The sequence below is a fragment of the Nocardioides sp. Leaf374 genome (assembly GCF_916862475.1).
Classification (GTDB): Bacteria; Actinomycetota; Actinomycetes; order Propionibacteriales; family Nocardioidaceae; genus Nocardioides; species Nocardioides kribbensis.
This window is the reverse complement of sequence record NZ_CAKASO010000017.1, coordinates 41278-58459: the sequence shown is the minus strand read 5'-3', so window position 1 is coordinate 58459 and position 17182 is coordinate 41278. Positions and strand designations below refer to the sequence as shown.

Annotated in this window: 17 protein-coding genes; 5 read left to right on the top strand and 12 right to left on the bottom strand. The window is 75.5% G+C overall.

The window, feature by feature from the left end; genetic code table 11:
* Positions 1-485: 485 nt before the first annotated feature.
* Positions 486-1205, bottom strand: coding sequence for a DUF4396 domain-containing protein (locus LPA27_RS10050; RefSeq protein ID WP_228942326.1), 720 nt, complete (start codon positions 1203-1205; stop codon positions 486-488).
* Positions 1206-1277: 72 nt separating this feature from the next.
* On the opposite strand from LPA27_RS10050, the gene LPA27_RS10045 reads away from it, so the two are divergent.
* The gene (locus LPA27_RS10045; RefSeq protein WP_228942325.1) at positions 1278-1730 is read left to right on the top strand and encodes an NUDIX domain-containing protein; all 453 of its coding nucleotides are present in this window, start codon (positions 1278-1280) and stop codon (positions 1728-1730) included.
* 28 nt (positions 1731-1758) lie between these two features.
* On the opposite strand, the gene LPA27_RS10040 is transcribed toward LPA27_RS10045, so the two are convergent.
* Entirely contained in the window at positions 1759-2595 is an 837-nt protein-coding gene (locus tag LPA27_RS10040; protein ID WP_228942324.1) for a helix-turn-helix transcriptional regulator, read from the bottom strand.
* Between the two features lie 100 nt (positions 2596-2695).
* On the opposite strand from LPA27_RS10040, the gene LPA27_RS10035 reads away from it, so the two are divergent.
* A complete protein-coding gene (locus LPA27_RS10035) occupies positions 2696-3529 on the top strand; it encodes an SDR family NAD(P)-dependent oxidoreductase (RefSeq protein ID WP_267477202.1) in 834 nt (277 codons plus the stop codon).
* Positions 3530-3576: 47 nt separating this feature from the next.
* On the opposite strand, the gene pdxH is transcribed toward LPA27_RS10035, so the two are convergent.
* Positions 3577-4239, bottom strand: coding sequence for a pyridoxamine 5'-phosphate oxidase (gene pdxH / locus LPA27_RS10030; protein ID WP_228942323.1), 663 nt, complete (start codon positions 4237-4239; stop codon positions 3577-3579).
* Positions 4240-4325: 86 nt separating this feature from the next.
* Here pdxH and LPA27_RS10025 point away from each other — a divergent pair, with 86 nt between their 5' ends.
* Complete coding sequence (locus LPA27_RS10025; protein WP_056905361.1) at positions 4326-5429, top strand: citrate synthase 2; 1104 nt, start codon at positions 4326-4328, stop codon at positions 5427-5429.
* Between the two features lie 84 nt (positions 5430-5513).
* On the opposite strand, the gene LPA27_RS10020 is transcribed toward LPA27_RS10025, so the two are convergent.
* Positions 5514-6131, bottom strand: coding sequence for a hypothetical protein (locus LPA27_RS10020; protein WP_228942322.1), 618 nt, complete (start codon positions 6129-6131; stop codon positions 5514-5516).
* Between the two features lie 72 nt (positions 6132-6203).
* Here LPA27_RS10020 and LPA27_RS10015 point away from each other — a divergent pair, with 72 nt between their 5' ends.
* Positions 6204-6890, top strand: a complete 687-nt coding sequence (locus LPA27_RS10015) for a class I SAM-dependent methyltransferase (protein WP_200920228.1) — start codon at positions 6204-6206, stop codon at positions 6888-6890.
* Here the strand turns inward: LPA27_RS10015 and LPA27_RS10010 are convergent.
* Both LPA27_RS10010 and LPA27_RS10005 read right to left on the bottom strand, forming a co-directional pair.
* Complete coding sequence (locus tag LPA27_RS10010; RefSeq protein WP_228942321.1) at positions 6824-7384, bottom strand: GNAT family N-acetyltransferase; 561 nt, start codon at positions 7382-7384, stop codon at positions 6824-6826. The two genes, LPA27_RS10015 and LPA27_RS10010, sit on opposite strands and share 67 nt — an antisense overlap.
* Entirely contained in the window at positions 7359-7802 is a 444-nt protein-coding gene (locus tag LPA27_RS10005; protein WP_056864761.1) for a zinc ribbon domain-containing protein, read from the bottom strand. Before LPA27_RS10005 ends, LPA27_RS10010 begins: the two co-directional genes overlap by 26 nt.
* 112 nt (positions 7803-7914) lie before the next feature.
* Here LPA27_RS10005 and serC point away from each other — a divergent pair, with 112 nt between their 5' ends.
* The gene (serC, locus tag LPA27_RS10000; protein WP_228942320.1) at positions 7915-9036 is read left to right on the top strand and encodes a phosphoserine transaminase; all 1122 of its coding nucleotides are present in this window, start codon (positions 7915-7917) and stop codon (positions 9034-9036) included.
* Positions 9037-9046: 10 nt separating this feature from the next.
* On the opposite strand, the gene LPA27_RS09995 is transcribed toward serC, so the two are convergent.
* The 6 genes from LPA27_RS09995 to LPA27_RS09970 all read right to left on the bottom strand — a co-directional run bounded on the left by LPA27_RS09995 (position 9047) and on the right by LPA27_RS09970 (position 17135).
* The gene (locus tag LPA27_RS09995) at positions 9047-9544 is read right to left on the bottom strand and encodes a macro domain-containing protein (protein ID WP_056864763.1); all 498 of its coding nucleotides are present in this window, start codon (positions 9542-9544) and stop codon (positions 9047-9049) included.
* 65 nt (positions 9545-9609) lie between these two features.
* A complete protein-coding gene (locus LPA27_RS09990; protein WP_056864764.1) occupies positions 9610-10614 on the bottom strand; it encodes a DNA topoisomerase IB in 1005 nt (334 codons plus the stop codon).
* A 40-nt stretch (positions 10615-10654) separates the two neighbouring features.
* The gene (locus tag LPA27_RS09985; RefSeq protein WP_228942319.1) at positions 10655-11683 is read right to left on the bottom strand and encodes a hypothetical protein; all 1029 of its coding nucleotides are present in this window, start codon (positions 11681-11683) and stop codon (positions 10655-10657) included.
* On the bottom strand, positions 11676-12902 hold the full coding sequence (locus LPA27_RS09980) for a class I SAM-dependent methyltransferase (RefSeq protein ID WP_228942318.1): 1227 nt from the start codon (positions 12900-12902) through the stop codon (positions 11676-11678). Before LPA27_RS09980 ends, LPA27_RS09985 begins: the two co-directional genes overlap by 8 nt.
* An 82-nt stretch (positions 12903-12984) precedes the next feature.
* Positions 12985-15870, bottom strand: coding sequence for an FAD-binding and (Fe-S)-binding domain-containing protein (locus LPA27_RS09975; RefSeq protein ID WP_228942335.1), 2886 nt, complete (start codon positions 15868-15870; stop codon positions 12985-12987).
* A gap of 2 nt (positions 15871-15872) precedes the next feature.
* Positions 15873-17135, bottom strand: a complete 1263-nt coding sequence (locus LPA27_RS09970; protein WP_056864767.1) for a hydroxyacid-oxoacid transhydrogenase — start codon at positions 17133-17135, stop codon at positions 15873-15875.
* Positions 17136-17182: the final 47 nt, after the last annotated feature.

Below are 17182 nucleotides of genomic sequence, written 5' to 3'. Positions count from 1 at the left end.
TGCCGAGCCCGTCGACCGGGACGCGTGCGCCCCAACGCCCGCGACGAAGTGGCGGCAAAGGACGCACCCGAGGGCCACCAGCCTGCCGTTCGCCGCCACTCCACGACCTGCCGAGCCCGTCGACCGGGACGGGTGCGCCCCAACGCCCGCGACGAAGTGGCGGCAGACGACGCACCCGAGGGTCACCAGCCTGTCGTTCGCCGCCACTCGGCGACCAGCGGACGACCCCCGCCAGCGCCGGCGCGGCACGGCCCGCGGTGGAGTGGCGACACCCGCGACGAAGTGGCGGCAGACGACGCACCCGAGGGCCACCAGCCTGTCGTTCGCCGCCACTTCGCGACCTGCGGACGACCATCGGCAGGGCGGGTGCGCACCGCTGAGGTCGACCTCCCACCCCGACCACCACCGAGGACCGTGACCGGTGAGCCGTCGGCGGCGCCCGTCCCCGGGAGCACGTCGGGTCGCAGCACTCACCGACCGGCCGCTCACCGGCCTTCGGCCGACCGCCCGACGACCGAGGTCGGCGCGGCGCCGGCGTGGGCGCCACCCTCCCCACCTCCGAGCTCGTCGGCCAACGAGACCACGAAGCCGCCGAGCATGAACGCCGCGATGGCCGCGACCAGCGTGGAGGTGGCGGGGGCGGGCACGAACCGCCGCAGCCCCACCACCTCGACCGTCGTCGCGTGGAAGGCGTGCGTGAGGGCGTGCCCCTTGCCGCGGGCGAGGAGCCGCCGGTTGACGGGGTAGGCCGCCGCGAAGGCGGCGAGCAGGGCGATCGACATCGACAGCCAGAAGGTGGTGTTGACGAGCCCCGCGTCCATGGCGCCCGGGATGAGCGCCATGACGGCGTTGTCGACCAGCTCCATCGTGGCGATCGAGAGCGTGTCGGCGGCGAGCACCACCGACAGCGCGGCGCCGAGCCCCAGCCCGGCCCGCAGGAGCGGCAGCGTCGAGAGGAGGTAGCCGAAGAAGAAGGCGAGCGAGACGGCGAGCAGCACGGTCCAGCCCGTGCTCAGGCCGATCGCGGTGCCGATCATCAGCCCGAGGATCTCGCCGACGGCGCAGCCGGTGAGGCAGTGCAGCGTCGCGCTCACGGCCATCGACCGTGACCCGAGGTCGTGCCCTGCGTGCCCTGCGTGGCTCTCGCGGCCGGCGTCGTCGTGGCCGTCGTGGTGGTCGTGCTGGTGGTCCTGGGTGGTGCTCATCGTCTCCTCCTCGGGTGGTCTCACAGGGACAACACATACCCCCAGGGGGTATATTCCGTCTAGGCTCCCGGCATGGAGGACGCCAGCGCCGCGCAGCGGTGGAGCGACGGGACCGACCGCTTCGTCGCCCACGGCCTCGTGGAGCGCGGCGGGCGGTACCTGCTGCTCAGGCGCCGTGAGGGGCGCTACCTCGGCGGGCAGTGGGACGTGCCGGGCGGCACGGTCGAGCCCGGCGAGTCACCGGCCGCGGCCGCGGTGCGGGAGTGCTGGGAGGAGGCGGGGCTGAGGGTGCGCGCCGGCGCCGAGGTCAGCCACCACCGCAACCGCGACACCGAGGGCCGCGACCTGGTCTTCCACACCCTCACCTACGCGCTGCAGGAGACCGGACCGCCCGTCGAGGTACGGCTCAGCGCGCACGAGCACGACGCCCACCGGTGGGCCACGCCGCAGGAGGCGGGGTCGCTGCCCCTGGTGTGGCACGTCGCCCTGACCCTCGCCGCCCTCAGCGCCGCACCCGAGGCCTGAGCGACAGGACGAGGCGGGACGGGTCGGCTCAGGCGGGCGCCGAGGTGCCCTGCCAGCTGGCCAGCATCGGCAGCACCCGCGCGGTGCGCGAGTCGGGCTGCGCGGTGTAGACGACCAGACGCTGGTCGGGGTCGTGGGGCGGGGAGACGATCTCGATGTCGAAGGCCAGGTCGCCCGCCACCGGGTGCGCGATCTGCTTGGCCACCGAGGCGTAGTCGCGCACGGCGTGGTCGACCCACCAGCGCTCCACGTCGGGGTCGCGGCGCAGCTCGGCCACCAGGTCGCGCAGCCGCGCGTCGTGGGGATGGCGGCCGAGGTCACGGCGCAGCGCGGCCACGGCGGTGGCGGCGAAGTGCTCCCAGTTCACGATCCGCTCCCTGGCGAGCGGATCGAGGAAGAGGAAGCGCACGAACGACGTGCCCGGCGCCAGCGGTCTCAGCACCGCCGCCAGCAGCGCGTTGGCGGCCAGCACCTCGGTGCGCTGGCCCAGCAGCACCACGGGCAGGTGGTCGAGCGCGGTCATCAGCCGCAGCAGTCCCGGGTCGGGACGCTGCGACGCGGTGGTGGACCGCGCGGTGCGGGCGGGCGGTCCCGCCAGGTCGATCAGGTGGGCCTGCTCGGTCTCGTCGAGTCGCAGCGCCCGGGCGAGCGCGTCGAGCACCTCGCGCGAGACGTTGGCCTGCCGCCCCTGCTCGAGGCGGCTGTAGTAGTCGGGGCTGACCCCGGCCAGCACGGCCAGCTCCTCCTTGCGCAGGCCCGGCACGCGGCGCGGCCCCGGGAACGGGTCCATCCCCGCCTGCGCCGGGGTCAGCCGGTCGCGCCGCGAGCGCAGGAACGCCCCCAGCTCCGCCCGGTCCCGTCCCATCACCCCAGCCTAGGCGCGCCGCGCGGCCCCTGCCTGGTCCTGGCGTGCCCAGGTCGGACCCGCCCTGGCGCACGGCCCGCCGAGCCCGTTGGCTGGCGCGGTGACCTCCACCGGACCCACCACCGCACCCACGTCCCCCACCACCGACCCCGCCACCGACCCCGCCACCGACCCCGCCCGCTTCCTCGCCGGCCGCACCGCCCTCGTCACCGGCTCCAGCAGCGGCATCGGCTCGGCGATCGCGACCGACCTCGCCGCCGCCGGGGCCCACGTCGTCGTCAGCGGCCGCGACGTCGCCCGCGGCACGGCCGTGGTCGAGCGGCTCCGCGCCGCCGGCGGCCGCGCCGACTGGGTCGCGGCCGACCTCACCGCGTCGTACGCCGACCTGCGCCGCTTCGCCGGCGAGGTCACCGAGGTGCTCGGCGGGGGTGTCGACGTCCTCGTGCACAACGCCGCGGTGTGCCCGCCGGTGGACACGCTCGGCCTCACCGACGAGGACCTCGACACCGCGCTGGCGGTCAACGTCCGCGCGCCGCACGTGCTGACGGCCGCCCTGGCGCCGGGCATGCTCGGGCGCGACGGCGCCTGCATCGTGGTGATCGGCTCCTGGATGGCCGGCGTGGGGCACCCCTTCGTCGGCCTCTACTCCGCGACCAAGGCCGCCGAGGCGCAGCTGGCGCGCAGCTGGGCGGCCGAGTTCGGCCCGCGCGGCGTCCGGGTCAACACCGTCTCACCGGGCCCGACCCGCACCCCGATCAACGACTCCGACGGCGACGTCATCGCCTCGATGGTCGCGGGCACCCCCGCCGGTCGCGCGGGGCGACCGGAGGAGGTCGCCGCCGCGGTCACGTGGCTGGTCTCCCCCGCAGCCGCCTACCTCCACGGGGTCGACCTGCCGGTCGACGGCGGCATCACCGCCACCCGCCCGGTCTGAGACGACCGGGCGGCACGACCGTGGGGCCACGGCCGGGCGAGAGACGCTCAGGGCGCGAGGCGCCGCGTGGTCCAGCCGGCGCCCTCGCGCCGGTAGACCAGCCGGTCGTGCAGGCGGCTGGGCCGGCCCTGCCAGAACTCCACGACCTCGGGGCGCACGACGTAGCCGCCCCACTCCTCCGGCACGGGCACGTCGCCGCCCGCGAAACGCTGCTCGGCGGCGGCGTAGGCCCGCTCCAGCTCGGCGCGGTCGGCCACCTCCGAGGACTGGTGGGAGGCCCAGGCGCCCAGCTGGGAGCCGCGCGGGCGCACCGCGAAGTAGGCCTCGACCTCGGCCCGCGGGAGCCGGGCGGCCGTGCCCTCCACGCGCACCTGGCGCTCCAGGTCGTGCCAGGGGAAGAGCAGCGCGCAGCCGGGGCGGGCGTCGAGGTCGCGGCCCTTCGCGGAGGAGTGGTTGGTGTAGAACACGAAGCCCCCCTCGCGGCCGTCCCCGTCGGCGCCGTGCAGGCCCTTGAGCAGCACGGTGCGCGACGTCGGCGTGCCGGCGGCGGTGACGGTCGAGACGACGACGGCGTTGGGCTCGCCGATCCCGGCCGCCACGGCCTCCTCCAGCCAGGTGCGGAAGAGCTCGAGCGGGTCGTCGGTCAGCTCGGTCTCGGCGAGGCCGCGGGCGGCGTACTCGTGGCGGAGCGTTCGCAGGTCGGTGGCCATGTACCTGACAGTAGGACGGCTGACACAATGCCGAGGTTGCCCACCGCGGCGACCCCCTCTGACCATCCGACACAGGAGTCGAACGCATGCCCGAGGTACACCACGGACTGGAAGGCGTCGTCGCCTTCGAGACGGAGATCGCCGAGCCCGACAAGGAGGGGTCCGCGCTCCGCTACCGCGGCGTCGACATCGAGGACATCGTCGGCCGGGTGCCGTTCGAGAACATCTGGGGCCTGCTGATCGACGGCACCTACGCCCCCGGCCTGGCCCCCGCCGAGCCCTACAACCTGCCCGTGCACACCGGCGACGTGCGCGTCGACGTGCAGGCCGCCGTGGCCATGCTGGCGCCGGCCTTCGGCTTCGGCCAGACCTACGACATCTCCGACGAGCAGGCCCGCGAGGACCTCGGCCGCGTCGCCGTCATGGTCCTCTCCTACGCCGCGCAGTCCGCCCGCGGCCTGCACGCCCCCGTCGTGCCCCAGAAGCTCGTGGACGAGGGCAGCACCCTCGCCGAGAAGTTCCTCCTCCGCTGGAAGGGCGAGGCCGACCCGCAGCACGTCAAGGCCATCGACGCCTACTGGAGCAGCGCCGCCGAGCACGGCATGAACGCCTCCACCTTCACCGCCCGCGTCATCACCTCCACCGGTGCCGACGTCGCCGCCGCCTTCTCCGGAGCCATCGGCGCGATGAGCGGCCCGCTGCACGGCGGCGCCCCGAGCCGCGTGCTCGGCATGATCGCCGACGTCGAGGAGTCCGGCGACGCCGAGGCCTACGTCAAGGGCCTGCTCGACCGCGGCGAGCGGCTGATGGGCTTCGGCCACCGCGTCTACCGCGCCGAGGACCCCCGCGCCCGCGTGCTGCGCCGCACCGCCAAGGAGCTCGACGCCCCCCGCTACGAGGTGGCCGAGGCCCTGGAGAAGGCCGCCCTGGCCGAGCTGCGCGAGCGTCGCCCCGACCGCGTGCTCGAGACCAACGTGGAGTTCTGGGCCGCGATCGTCCTCGACTTCGCCGAGGTCCCGGCCACCATGTTCACCTCGATGTTCACCTGCGCCCGCACCGGCGGCTGGTCGGCGCACATCCTCGAGCAGAAGCGCACGGGCCGCCTCATCCGCCCCTCGGCGATCTACACCGGCCCCGCCGCCCGCGGCGCCGACGAGGTCGACGGCTGGAAGGCCGAGTGGGCCGGCTGAGCCCGCTCCGCACCTCCTGACGGGCGCCCGGTCACGCCGCACCGCCCGCCCCCGGAGCCCCCCGCCCCGACAGGGACGGGGGGCTCAGTCCTTCGCAGGGAGCCGGTCGTCGTACCAGCTGGTGAGGCCGCGCCCGGCCCGGCGGGTGAGGGAGACGTGCACGTGGTCGCGGTGGCGCAGCGTCTGGCTGCACTTCTTCTTCGTGGCGCACGACGAGCTGAGGTAGGGCGCGGGCTCGAAGGCGTTCCACGCGCTGTAGATCTCGTCGTCCCAGATCAGGTACATGATGCCCATCCGGCGCGCCCAGGCGTCCTCGCGCCCGGCCCCGTCGGCGCGGAAGAGCCGCTCGAAGACCTCCTTCACCTCGCGGCGGTCGGCCTTGGTCCGCGCGCTCATCATCCAGTCGAAGGCGCGGCCCTCCTGGTGCTCGGAGGTGGTGTGCTTCGAGCAGGTCGACCCGATCCGGCCGAAGCCGCCGCCGTGGTGGCGCACCAGCCAGCGCCCCAGCGCCACCGTGCCCGGCTTGGCCTGGGGCGAGCAGCGGGTCTGCGGCTGGTAGGAGGCGTAGTCCTCCAGCGGGCGGGGCTCGGCGTGCGCCGCGCCCGGCACGAGCGCGGCGCCGAGCAGGACGACGAGGGTCACGAGGGCCGCCGCGGCGGCCCTCAGGTGCTGGTGCCGGTGTTGGTGCTGGTGCTGGGTCATGGTCGGTCCAGGGAGGGGGCGGCGCGGGGGCGCCGGGTGGCGGGTGTCGGTGACCGTCACTACGGTCGCGGCGTGGACGACCTGAGCGGACCGCCCCGATCCGAGCCGACCGACGACCCCGGGCTGGCCGGGCGCATCGCGGTGTGGGACGGCGAGGCGGCGGCCTACGACGACCCCGCCGACCACGGCCTGCGCGACCCGGCGGTGCGCGCCGCGTGGTCGGCGCTGCTGCTGCCCCTGCTGCCGCCGGCCCCGGCCCGGGTGGCCGAGCTCGGCTGCGGCACCGCCACCCTCAGCGCGCTGCTCGCCCGCGCCGGTCACCACGTCGACGCCGTCGACTTCTCCCCCGCCATGCTCGAGCGGGCCCGGGCCAAGGTGGCCGGGCTGCCCGGGTCGCCCGTGCGGGTGCTCGCCGGCGACGCCGCCCACCCGCCCCTGACGGCCGACTCCTACGACGTCGTCCTGTGCCGCCACGTGCTGTGGGCCCTGCCCGACCCGGTGGCGGTGCTGCGGCGCTGGGCGGCGCTGCTGCGCCCCGGCGGCGTGCTCGTGCTGGTCGAGGGCAGCTGGTCGACCGGAGCCGGCATCACCGGCGCGGGGTGCGTGGCGCTGGCCGAGGAGGCCGACCTCGAGCCGGCCCACACGCCGCTCGTCGACCCCGCGCTGTGGGGCCGCGAGATCAGCGACGACCGCTACCTCGTGGTGGCGCGCCCCCGCAGGTCGGTGGCGAAGCAGCGCGAGAGCGGCGAGTCGCGGTAGTGGCCGAAGCCGGGCACCGGCACGTAGCCCGCCGAGGTGTAGAGCGCGATCGCCTCGGGCTGCAGCGTGCCGGTCTCCAGCACCAGCACCTCCACGCCGGCCTCGGCCGCGGTGGCCTCGAGGTGGGCCAGCATCCGGCGGGCCAGGCCCCGGCGCTGGGCGCGCGGCACGACGTACATCCGCTTGACCTCGGCGGTGACCGCCGATCCCAGCGCCTCCACCGGGCTGCGGCGCCAGGCGCCGGTGGCGACGGCGTCGCCGTCGAGGTAGCCCACGAAGAAGGCGCCCGAGGGCAGCGCGAAGACCTCCTGGTCGAAGGGGCTGGCGTCGGGCGAGCCGTAGCGCGCGACGTACTCGGCCTGGACCTCCTCGACGAGCCGCACCGCGTCGGGGTGGTCGGCCGGCACGCGCACGACCTCCAGCGTCCCGGCCGCCACGCGCCGGCCGGGGTCGGGCTCGCCGACAGGCTCAGAGCCCGGTGCCGCAGCGGTCACAGAACCGCGCCTCCTCGTCGTTGAGCGCTCCGCAGCGAGCGCAGGTGCGGGTCCGCACGGTCTCGGGCGGCGCCGAGGTCCTGGGCGGTGAGCTGCCGAAGCCCTGCTCGACCACCACCCGCGACCAGCCGCCGGCCGATCGGAACGCGGCGGCCCGGGCGAACGCGACCACGCCGAGACCGACCACCATGGCCAGTCCGCCGCCCGCGAAGAGCAGCAGGTCGGAGCCCGGCCCGTCGTCGGCGCCGGGGGCGGGGAAGGGCTCCGACTGCGACCCGACGGAGCCGGTGAAACCGACCACCAGGGCGACCAGCCCGCCGAGGAGCAGGAGCACGCCGGCCACGAGCGCCGCGGCCTGCGCCGGCGTACGCCGACCGGTGGCCGGCGCGCTGCGGGCGGAGGGGTCGTGGGGGGTCATGGGCTCTCCCGAGGGTTGGCGGCGCGAGGGGCCGGGGGTGGCGCGGTGACAGAATAGGACCGCCCGATCCACCGGGCGGCCCCGGCCGCGCCGCCCTCGACGGAAGAAGCACATGACCCGCTCGCCGCGCATCCCCGACCACCTGCTGCCCGCCGACGGGCGCTTCGGGTCGGGCCCCTCCAAGGTGCAGCAGTCCCACCTCGACGCCCTGGCCGCCACCGGGTCCACGCTCATGGGCACCTCGCACCGCCAGGCGCCGGTGCGCGGCCTGGTCGGTCGGGTCATGGAGGGCGTCGCAGGTCTCTTCGACCTGCCGGAGGGCTACGAGGTCGTGCTGGGCAACGGCGGGTCCACCGCCTTCTGGGACGTCGCCACCCACGGCCTGCTCACCCGCCGCAGCCAGCACCTGGTCTGCGGGGAGTTCTCCTCCAAGTTCGCCACGGCCGCCACGGCCGCACCCTGGCTCGAGGAGCCGTCGGTGATCTCCTCCGCGCCGGGCTCGCGGCCGGCCCCGGCCGCCGAGGCCGGCGTCGACGCCTACGCCTGGGCCCACAACGAGACCTCGACGGGCGTGATGACCCCGGTGCTGCGACCTGAGGGCACCGACCCGGGGTCGCTGGTGCTCGTCGACGCCACCTCGGGCGCGGGCGGGCTGCCCGTCGACGTCGCCCAGAGCGACGTCTACTACTTCGCGCCCCAGAAGGGGTTCGCCTCCGACGGCGGGCTCTGGGTGGCCCTGATGTCGCCGGCGGCCCTGGCGCGGGCCGAGGAGGTCGCGGCGAGCGGGCGCCACGTGCCGGCGTTCCTCGACCTGCCCACCGCGATCAGCAACTCGCGCAAGCAGCAGACCTACAACACCCCCGCCGTCGCCACGCTCTTCCTCATGGCCGAGCAGCTGGACTGGATGCACGCCCAGGGCGGGCTCGACGCCATGGTCGCGCGCACCACGGAGTCCTCGGGCGCGCTCTACGCGTGGGCCGAGGCCTCCTCCTACGCCACGCCCTTCGTCGCCGACCCCGACCACCGCTCGCTGGTCGTCGGCACGATCGACCTCGACGAGGACGTCGACGCCCCCGCGGTGATCGCGACGCTGCGCGAGCACGGCGTGGTCGACGTCGACCCCTACCGCAGCCTGGGCCGCAACCAGCTGCGCGTGGCGATGTTCCCCGCGATCGACCCCGACGACGTGCGCGCCCTCACCGCCTGCGTCGACTGGGTCGTCGAGCACTCCTGAGCAGACGCGCCTAGCGGCCCAGCACCGAGCGCACGTCGACGTAGGCCGTGCGGCCGAAGGCGACGATGGTGGCCGTCTCCACCTGAGTGGGGGTCGCGCGCAGGGTCTCGATCGCCGCGGCCACGGCGTCGGCGCGGGGCCAGCCGTAGACCCCGGCGCTGACCAGCGGGAAGGCCATCGTGCGCACCCCGAGCTCGTCGGCGACCTCGAGCGCACGGCGGTAGCAGGACTCGAGAAGCCCGCGGTCGGTCTGGCCCGCCGCGTGGTCGGGACCCACGACGTGGATGACCCAGCGGGCGGGCAGGTCGCCGGCGGTGGTCCAGCCGGCGTCGCCGGTGGCCAGCCCGTCGGGGAAGCGCGCGACGCAGTCGGCGAGCACCGCGGGCCCGCCGACGCGGTGGATGGCGCCGTCGACGCCTCCCCCGCCGCGCATCGCGGTGTTGGCGGCGTTGACGACCGCGTCGACGCGCTGGGTGGTGAGGTCGCCCTCGACGACGTTGAGCTGCATGGTGCTCCGTCCTGCCGCCCCGGTAGCCGGGACGGTCGACCAGGAGCGGCCCCCCGACGGGGGGCTCAGCTCTCCTTGATCAACCTCAGGGTCGCACGCTCCAGGGCGGCCTGCCGCACGTCGGGGCTGTCGTGGTGGCGCCGGGTGGTGCCGACGATGGTGCGGCCGTCCTCGTAGGCCTCGATCACGCGGGGGTCGACGTAGGAGGAGCGCGCCAGCGTGGGGGTGTTGCCGAGGAAGGAGGAGACCTCCTTCATCGCCCCCGACACCGCCCGCTTCTGCGAGGCCCGGGTCTCCCCGTGCTCGGGGGTCTCGGCCAGGGCGGCCGCGGCCAGCACGGTCGCGTGCCAGGTGCGGAAGTCCTTGGCCGTGGCCTCGATCCCCGTTGAGGAGCGGACGTACTCGTTGACCAGCTCCGGCAGCACCGAGCGCCACGAGCGCCCGGTGCGGTAGGACAGCAGCCGCAGGTCCTCGCCGCGGCGGCGCCGCATCACCTCGATCGCCTCGATGACCACGGCGTCGTCGATGCGGATCTCGTGGGAGACCCCCGACTTGCCCACGAAGGTGAACACCAGCTGCTCCTGGCGCCGTCGCACGTGCCGACGCTCGAGGGTGGTGAGCCCGAAGCTGCCGTTGGTGTCGGCGTAGACGTCGTTGCCGATGCGGAAGTAGCCCAGGTCGATCAGCCGGACGGCGGCGGCGCACGCGCGCTCCAGCGGCATGCCCTCGCGGCCGAGGTCGGCCACCACCAGCTCGCGGGCCCGGGTCAGGGCCTTCCCGAACTCCAGCATCCGGTCGAACTTCTCCGCGTCGCGCCGGGTGCGCCACTCGGGGTGGTAGAGGTACTGCCGGCGCCCGGCCTCGTCGGTACCGACCGCCTGCAGGTGGCCGTTGGCGTGGGGGGTGACCCAGACGTCCTGCCACGCCGGCGGGATGACGAGGTCGCGCACCCGCTGGGCGTCGTCGGCCGGCAGCCGGTCGCCGGCCGCGTCGAGGTAGCTGAAGCCGCTGCCCGCGCGGCGACGCGTCCACCCCGGCTGGTCGGGTGAGGTGCGGCGCAGGCGGACCATGGCCCGAGACTAGGAGCGCCCCCGCGCCCGCGGCTCACCCTCAGCGGCGACGGCGCAGCAGCACCACGAGCCCGACCAGCAGGCCCAGCACCGCCAGCGCGCCCCCGAGCATCCAGCCGGTGAGCAGGGTCAGCTCCGCGGTGTCGGTCACGGTGACGAGGTCGGGGTCGCGCCCGGCCTCCCGCCCGGCGCGGTCGGCCTGGTCGCCGCGGTCGGCCCGGTCGGCGACGGTGCCGTCGACGACGGCCCGCACGTCCGCGGGCAGGTCGAGCTCCAGCACCTCGGCGTACTGACCCTCGCTGGAGAGCAGCACCCGCCCGTCCTCGTCGACCGCGATCCCCTCGCCCTGCTGCTGCGTGGGCAGGTCGAGGTCGGCGACCTCCTCCATCGAGGGCCAGGCGTAGACGACCGCGCCGCCGTAGCCGCGCACCACGAGGTGGCGACCGTCGGGGAAGAAGGCGCCGTCGGTGGCGATCGACAGCACCGACCCGACCGGCTCGAGCCGGTTGGGGGCGTCGGGCGAGAGCCGCGCCGGGGCGCGGTAGAGCGTGCCGCCCAGGAAGGCCTTGGAGGCCACCAGCAGCCGCCCGCTGCGCGGCTCCACCAGCAGCGTCTCGGCGTCCTGCCCACCGTCGGGGTAGACCAGCTCGTACGTCGTGCCCGCGGCCCCCAGCGCGCCCCGGCCCACGGCCACGCGGGTCACCGACACCGAGGTCCGCTCGCCGGGGTTGTCGCCGATGTCGCCGACCCAGACCTCGCCGGGTCGCGCGCCGGGCCCGTCGGCGGGGGCGAGCGCCTCGACGTCGACGGGGTCCTGGCTCCAGGTGGTGACGCCCACGGTGCGGCCCGTGGCGGGCTCGACGGCGAAGACCCGCCCGGTGTCGCCGGAGTCGTTGGTGGTGAGCACGAGCCCGTCGCGGGCGACGAGCCCGCTCGACTCGACCACGGCAGGGTCGCGGAAGGCGAAGGCGACCTCGGCGTCGGGTACGCCCGGCCCGACCCCGAGGCCCACGGCGAAGGGCAGCGCGACCGCTGCGGCGAGCAACCCGTCGATCACGCGCTCACGCACCGGCCCGGTCGGCCTCGAGCAGCTCGGCGAGGCGGGGCCGGACGCCCCAGGCGCCCACGAGCTCGTCGTACTCCTCGCGCGCCTCGGGGGCCTCGCCCCCGGTGCGCACGGCGCGCAGCATGGTGTTGCGCGGGGTGTGCTGGCTCTCCACGAACTGCACGACGTCGACGCGGTAGCCGCGCTGGCGCAGCAGCGAGGCGCGCAGGCCGTCGGTGAGGGTGTCGGCGAGGCGCTCGCGCAGGATGCCGTGGCGGGTGAGCATGGCCCAGGGCGCCGGGGTGGGCAGGCGTCGCAGCTGGGCGGCGACGTCGTGGTGGCAGCAGGGCGCGGCGAGCACCAGCGGCGCCTCCCAGCCCACGGCCCGCGCCAGCGCCTCGTCGGTGGCGGTGTCGCAGGCGTGCAGCGCCAGCACCACGTCGGGCGGCTGCGGGAGCTCGACGTCGGCGATCGAGCCGACCACGAACTCTGCGTCGACGCCGAGGCGGGCGGCAACGGCGCTGTTGTGCTCGCGCGACTGCTCCTTGACGTCGGCCCCCGTGACGACCACCGGCAGGCCGCGGGTGGCGGTGAGGAAGCGCTGGGCGGCGAAGGTGAGGTAGGCGTTGCCGCAGCCGAGGTCGACGATCCGCAGCGGGTCCTCGGGCGTCGGCCGGCGCAGGTGACCCTTGGCCCGGGCCTCGGTGATCGAGGCGTCGAGCAGCCGGAGGAACTCCTCGACCTGGCGGTACTTCGCCTGTCGGGTGGGCTTGAGCCGCCCCTGGGCGTCGGTCAGGCCGAGCTCGCGGAAGACGGGGTCGTCCTCGGCCAGCAGCCGGGGCTTGTCGCGGTCGTGGGCGCGGTCGACCGCGACGGCCTCGGCACGGCGCGCGGTGTGCACGACGGCGTCGAGCTTCTTGGTCACCCGCAGCTGCACCGTCTCGGTCGTGGTCTCGACGTGCCAGTTGCCGAAGGGCAGCGCCAGCAGCGCGTCGAGGGCGGCGTCAGCGCCGGTGAGGGCGTGGTTGGAGGTGTGGGCCTGCGTGGCGTCGTACGCCGTGACCTGCAGGTGGGGCCCGGCCTTGAGGTCGACGTGGCGCAGCTCGAGGCGCCGCCACCGCGGCGGCTCCTGGCCCTTGCGCCGGCCCGACGCGACCGCGCGCACGAGCCGCTCGGGGTCGAGCAAGGGCGCCCGCAGGCGCGCGAGCGCCTCCTCCAGGGCCCCTCCCGTCGCGCCGCTCACCGGTCGAGGACCGAGGTCACGACCACGATGAGCAGCAGCGCGGCGAGGGCGACCGGGATGATCCAGCGGCGCTGGCGGGGGCTCACGCGCGGTCCCCGCGGGCGCCGGCCGGCAGCCGGGAGGCCCACAGCTCGGCCAGGTGCATCGTCGGCACGTCGGCGAGGTCGTCGAGCTGGACCCGGCACGACATGCCGTCGGCGAGCACGACGGCGTCGGGGTGCGAGCGCACCGCCGGCAGCAGGTGGGTCTCCGCCACGGCCACCGACACCTCGTAGTGGCCCTTCTCCATGCCGAAGTTGCCGGCCAGGCCGCAGCAGCCCGACACCTTCGTCACCGAGGCCCCGGCCCGCTCCAGCAGGGAGCGGTCGGCCTCCCAGCCGAGCACGGCGTGCTGGTGGCAGTGGGGCTGGGCCACGACCTCGACGCCCGTGAGGTCGGGCAGCGGCAGGTCGAGGCGGGTGGCGAGCTCGGCGAAGGTCAGCACCCCGCCGGCGACCTCCGCGGCCCGCGGGTCGGCGGTCAGCTCGGTCGCGTCGCTGCGCAGCGTGGCCAGGCACGACGGCTCGAGCCCGACGACCGGCACCCCGGAGGCGACGTACGGCGCGAGCGTGGCCACCGTGCGCTCCATGATCGCCCGGGCCTTGTCGAGCTGACCCGTGGTGATCCAGGTCAGCGCGCAGCAGGCGTCGTCGGAGATCACCCGCACCCGCAGCCCGGCGGCCTCCAGCACCTCGATGGCCGCGAGGCCGCTGCGCGGGAAGAAGTGGTCGGTGAAGGAGTCGGCCCACACCCACACGTCGGGCGCCCGGTCGCCGCCGCGGCCCCTGGTCGTGCGGCGCAGCGTCTTCGGCGCGAAGGCCGGGATCGAGCGGCGCTGGTCGATGCCGGCGCTCGCCCGCGCGGCGCTGGCGACGGGGCGCAGCCGCATCATCGCGTTGGCCACCGGCGCCATCGGCGCGGCCAGGGCGGCCCACCGCGGCAGCCGACCGAGCAGGTAGTGGCTGCGCGGGCGCCGCGCGGTCGCGTCGGGACCGTCGTACTTCTGGTGGAGCGCCTCGGCCTTGTAGGTCGCCATGTCGACCCCGGTCGGGCAGTCCGACGCGCAGCCCTTGCAGGCCAGGCACAGGTCGAGGGCCTCCGAGACCGCAGGGTCGCCCAGCCCGCCGACCAGGGAGCCGTCGACGGCCTCCTGGAGCACGCGTGCGCGGCCGCGGGTGGAGTCCTTCTCGTCGCGGGTGGCCTGCCACGAGGGGCACATCACGCCGGTCGCCGAGGGCGCCACGCACTTGCCGACGCCGGTGCAGCGGTGCACGGCGTCGCCGAAGGACCCGCCGTCGTGGGCCAACCGCAGCAGCGGGCGGACCCCCGCGCGCGGCCGGGCCGGGCGCAGGGAGGCGTCGAAGGGGTCGGGGTCGACCAGCACGCCGGGGTTGAGCAGGCCGTCGGGGTCGCAGACGGCCTTGGCCGCGCGGAAGAGCCGCAGCGACTCCTCGTCGTACATGTGGGTCAGCAGCTCCGAGCGGGCGCGGCCGTCGCCGTGCTCGCCCGAGAGCGAGCCGCCGTGCTTCGACAGCTCGCGGGCGCAGTCCTCCACGAAGGCCCGGAAGCGGCGCGGGCCGGCGGCGGCGTCGCTCTCGCGGTCGGTGAAGTCGAAGTCGATGCGCACGTGCACGCAGCCGTCGCCGAAGTGGCCGTAGGGCACGCCCTGCAGGCCATGCTCGAGCAGCAGTGCGTCGAAGTCGCGCAGCCACGCCCCGAGCCGGTCGGGGGGCACGGCCGCGTCCTCCCAGCCCGAGAGGGCCTGGCGCTGCGTGCTCCGCGCGGCGAGGCCGGCTCCGTCCTCGCGGATCCGCCACAGCGCGGCGGCCTCGCGGGGGTCGGTGACCAGGCGGTGGTCGAGGGCCCCGGAGACCGCGACCAGCGGCGCGACCAGACCCGGGTCGGTGACCTCGACGAAGAGCCAGCCTGCCCCGCGGGGCAGGTCGGGCACGGCGCCGCGGGCGCGCACCAGGTCGACGATGCGAGCGTCGATGCCCTCGCAGGCGACGAGCCCGGCGCCCGCGGTCTCCATGCCGGCGGGGCTGTCGACGGGGGTGCCGGCGGCGGCCAGCAGGGCCGGCACGGCGTCGGCGGCCTCGACCATCGAGGGGTAGCCGAGCACGACGAGCTGGCGCGAGGTCTCGTCCACCACCAGCCGCACGGTGGCGTCGAGCACCAGGCCCAGGGTGCCCTCCGAGCCGGTGAGGAACCGGTCGAGGCGGCGACCGTTCTCCGGCAGCAGCTGCTCCATGGCGTAGCCGCTGACCTGGCGGGTGAACCGGCCGAAGGAGGTGCGCACGTGCTCGAGGCTGGCGTCGGTGATCGCGGCCAGGCCGCCGGCCACCGCACCGCCGCCGCCCGACCAGACCTCGCCGGTGCCGAAGGCGACCCGCAGCGACTCGACGTTGTCGGAGGTGCGGCCGTAGCCCAGGGCGCGCGAGCCGCAGGCGTTGTTGCCGATCATGCCGCCGATGGTGCAGCGGGTGTGGGTGGAGGGGTCGGGGCCGAAGCGCAGTCCCTGGGCCTGGGCCTGCTTCTGCAGCGTCGCGTGCACCACGCCGGGCTCGACGCGCGCCGTGCGGGCCTCGGCGTCGATCTCCAGCACGCGGCCGAGGTGGCGGGAGGTGTCGACGACGATGCCGGGACCCACCGCGTTGCCGGCGATCGAGGTGCCGGCGCCGCGCATCGTCAGCGGGGTGCCGCTCGCCCGGGCGACGTCGAGCACGGCGAGCAGCTCGTCGGTGTGACGCGGCCGGGCCACCACCTGGGGCAGCACGCGGTAGAGCGAGGCGTCGGTGGAGTAGAGCGCCCGGGTCAGCACCGAGTCGTCGACGTCGGTGACGCCCCGGCGGCGCAGCTCGCCGAGCAGGTCGCCCACCCCTGCGCCCCCGGAGGTGCTGTCGGGGCCGGCGTGGTCGGGGAGGTGCAGGGTCACCAGTGCTCCATCGAGCCGCGGAACACCGCGGCCAGGTCGTCGGGGGTCGCCTCGCGCGGCGCGGTCGCGAGCAGGCGCTGCTGCTGCAGCGCTCCGCCCACGAGGTCGTCGACGTCGCCGTCGCCGTAGCCGACCTCGGCCAGGCCGCTGGGCAGGCCGATGTCGCGCATCAGGGTCGAGATGACGTCGGGCAGGACGTCGGGGCCGGTGCCGGTGGCCGAGGGGTCGAGCAGGCGGGCGGCGGCCAGGTGGCGCTCGGGCGCGGCCTCGTAGGTGAACCGGAAGGCCTCGGGCGCGGTGAGCGAGACGGCCATGCCGTGCGGCACCATCGCCTCGTCCTGGGGGTAGCCGGCGGGGCGGTAGTCGCGCACGCGCCCGGCGATCGGGTAGGCGTTGGCGTGGGGGATGTGCACGCCGGCGTTGCCGAAGCCCAGCCCGGCGAAGGTCGCGGCCATCGCCATCTGCTCGCGCGCCAGCTGGTCGGTGCCGTCGGCCACCGCGGCGCGGAAGGAGCCCGCCAGCAGGCCCATCGCGCGCTCCGACCACAGGTCGGCGATCGGGTTGGCGCCGCAGTAGGGCACCCGCTGCTCGGGGCGCTTGGCGTCGAAGTCGGCGTACCACTTCGCGGTGTAGCTCTCCAGGGCGTGGCACAGGATGTCCATGCCCGAGGCGGCCGTGACCATCGACGGCTGGCCCAGCGTGAGCTGCGGGTCCACCACGGCCAGGGTGGGGCGCAGGGCGGGGTGGCTGATGCCGGTCTTGACGTGGAGGCTCAGCACGTCGAGCACGCAGATGGTGGTGCTCTCGCTGCCGGTGCCGGTGGTGGTCGGCACCGCGACGAGCGGCAGCAGCCGGTTGACCGGGGCGAGCGCCTTGCCGACGGGGGCGTTGATGTAGTCCATCAGCTCGCCGGGGTTGGTGGTGAGCAGGTTGACCGCCTTGGCGGTGTCGATCGACGACCCGCCCCCCACGGCCACGACGGCGTCGAAGGGCCCGGCGTCGCGCGCGAAGTCGATCGCCAGCTGCAGCGACTCGTCGGTGGGCTCGACGTGGGCCTGGTCGAAGACGACGACCTCGATGCCGCTCGCCCGGACCTGCTCGGCGATGCGCTGGGGGTGGCCGGTGGCCGCGAGGCCGGGGTCGGTCACCAGGATCACGCGACGCGCGCCGAAGCCGGCGAGGTCGTGGCCGACCTCGGCCGAGGACCCGCTGCCGAACTTCAGGGCCGGTGCGGCGTAGGTGAAGATGGTCTCGCTCAAGGTGTGCCTCCTGGGTCCAGGCCACGATATCCGCCGGGTCCCACCAG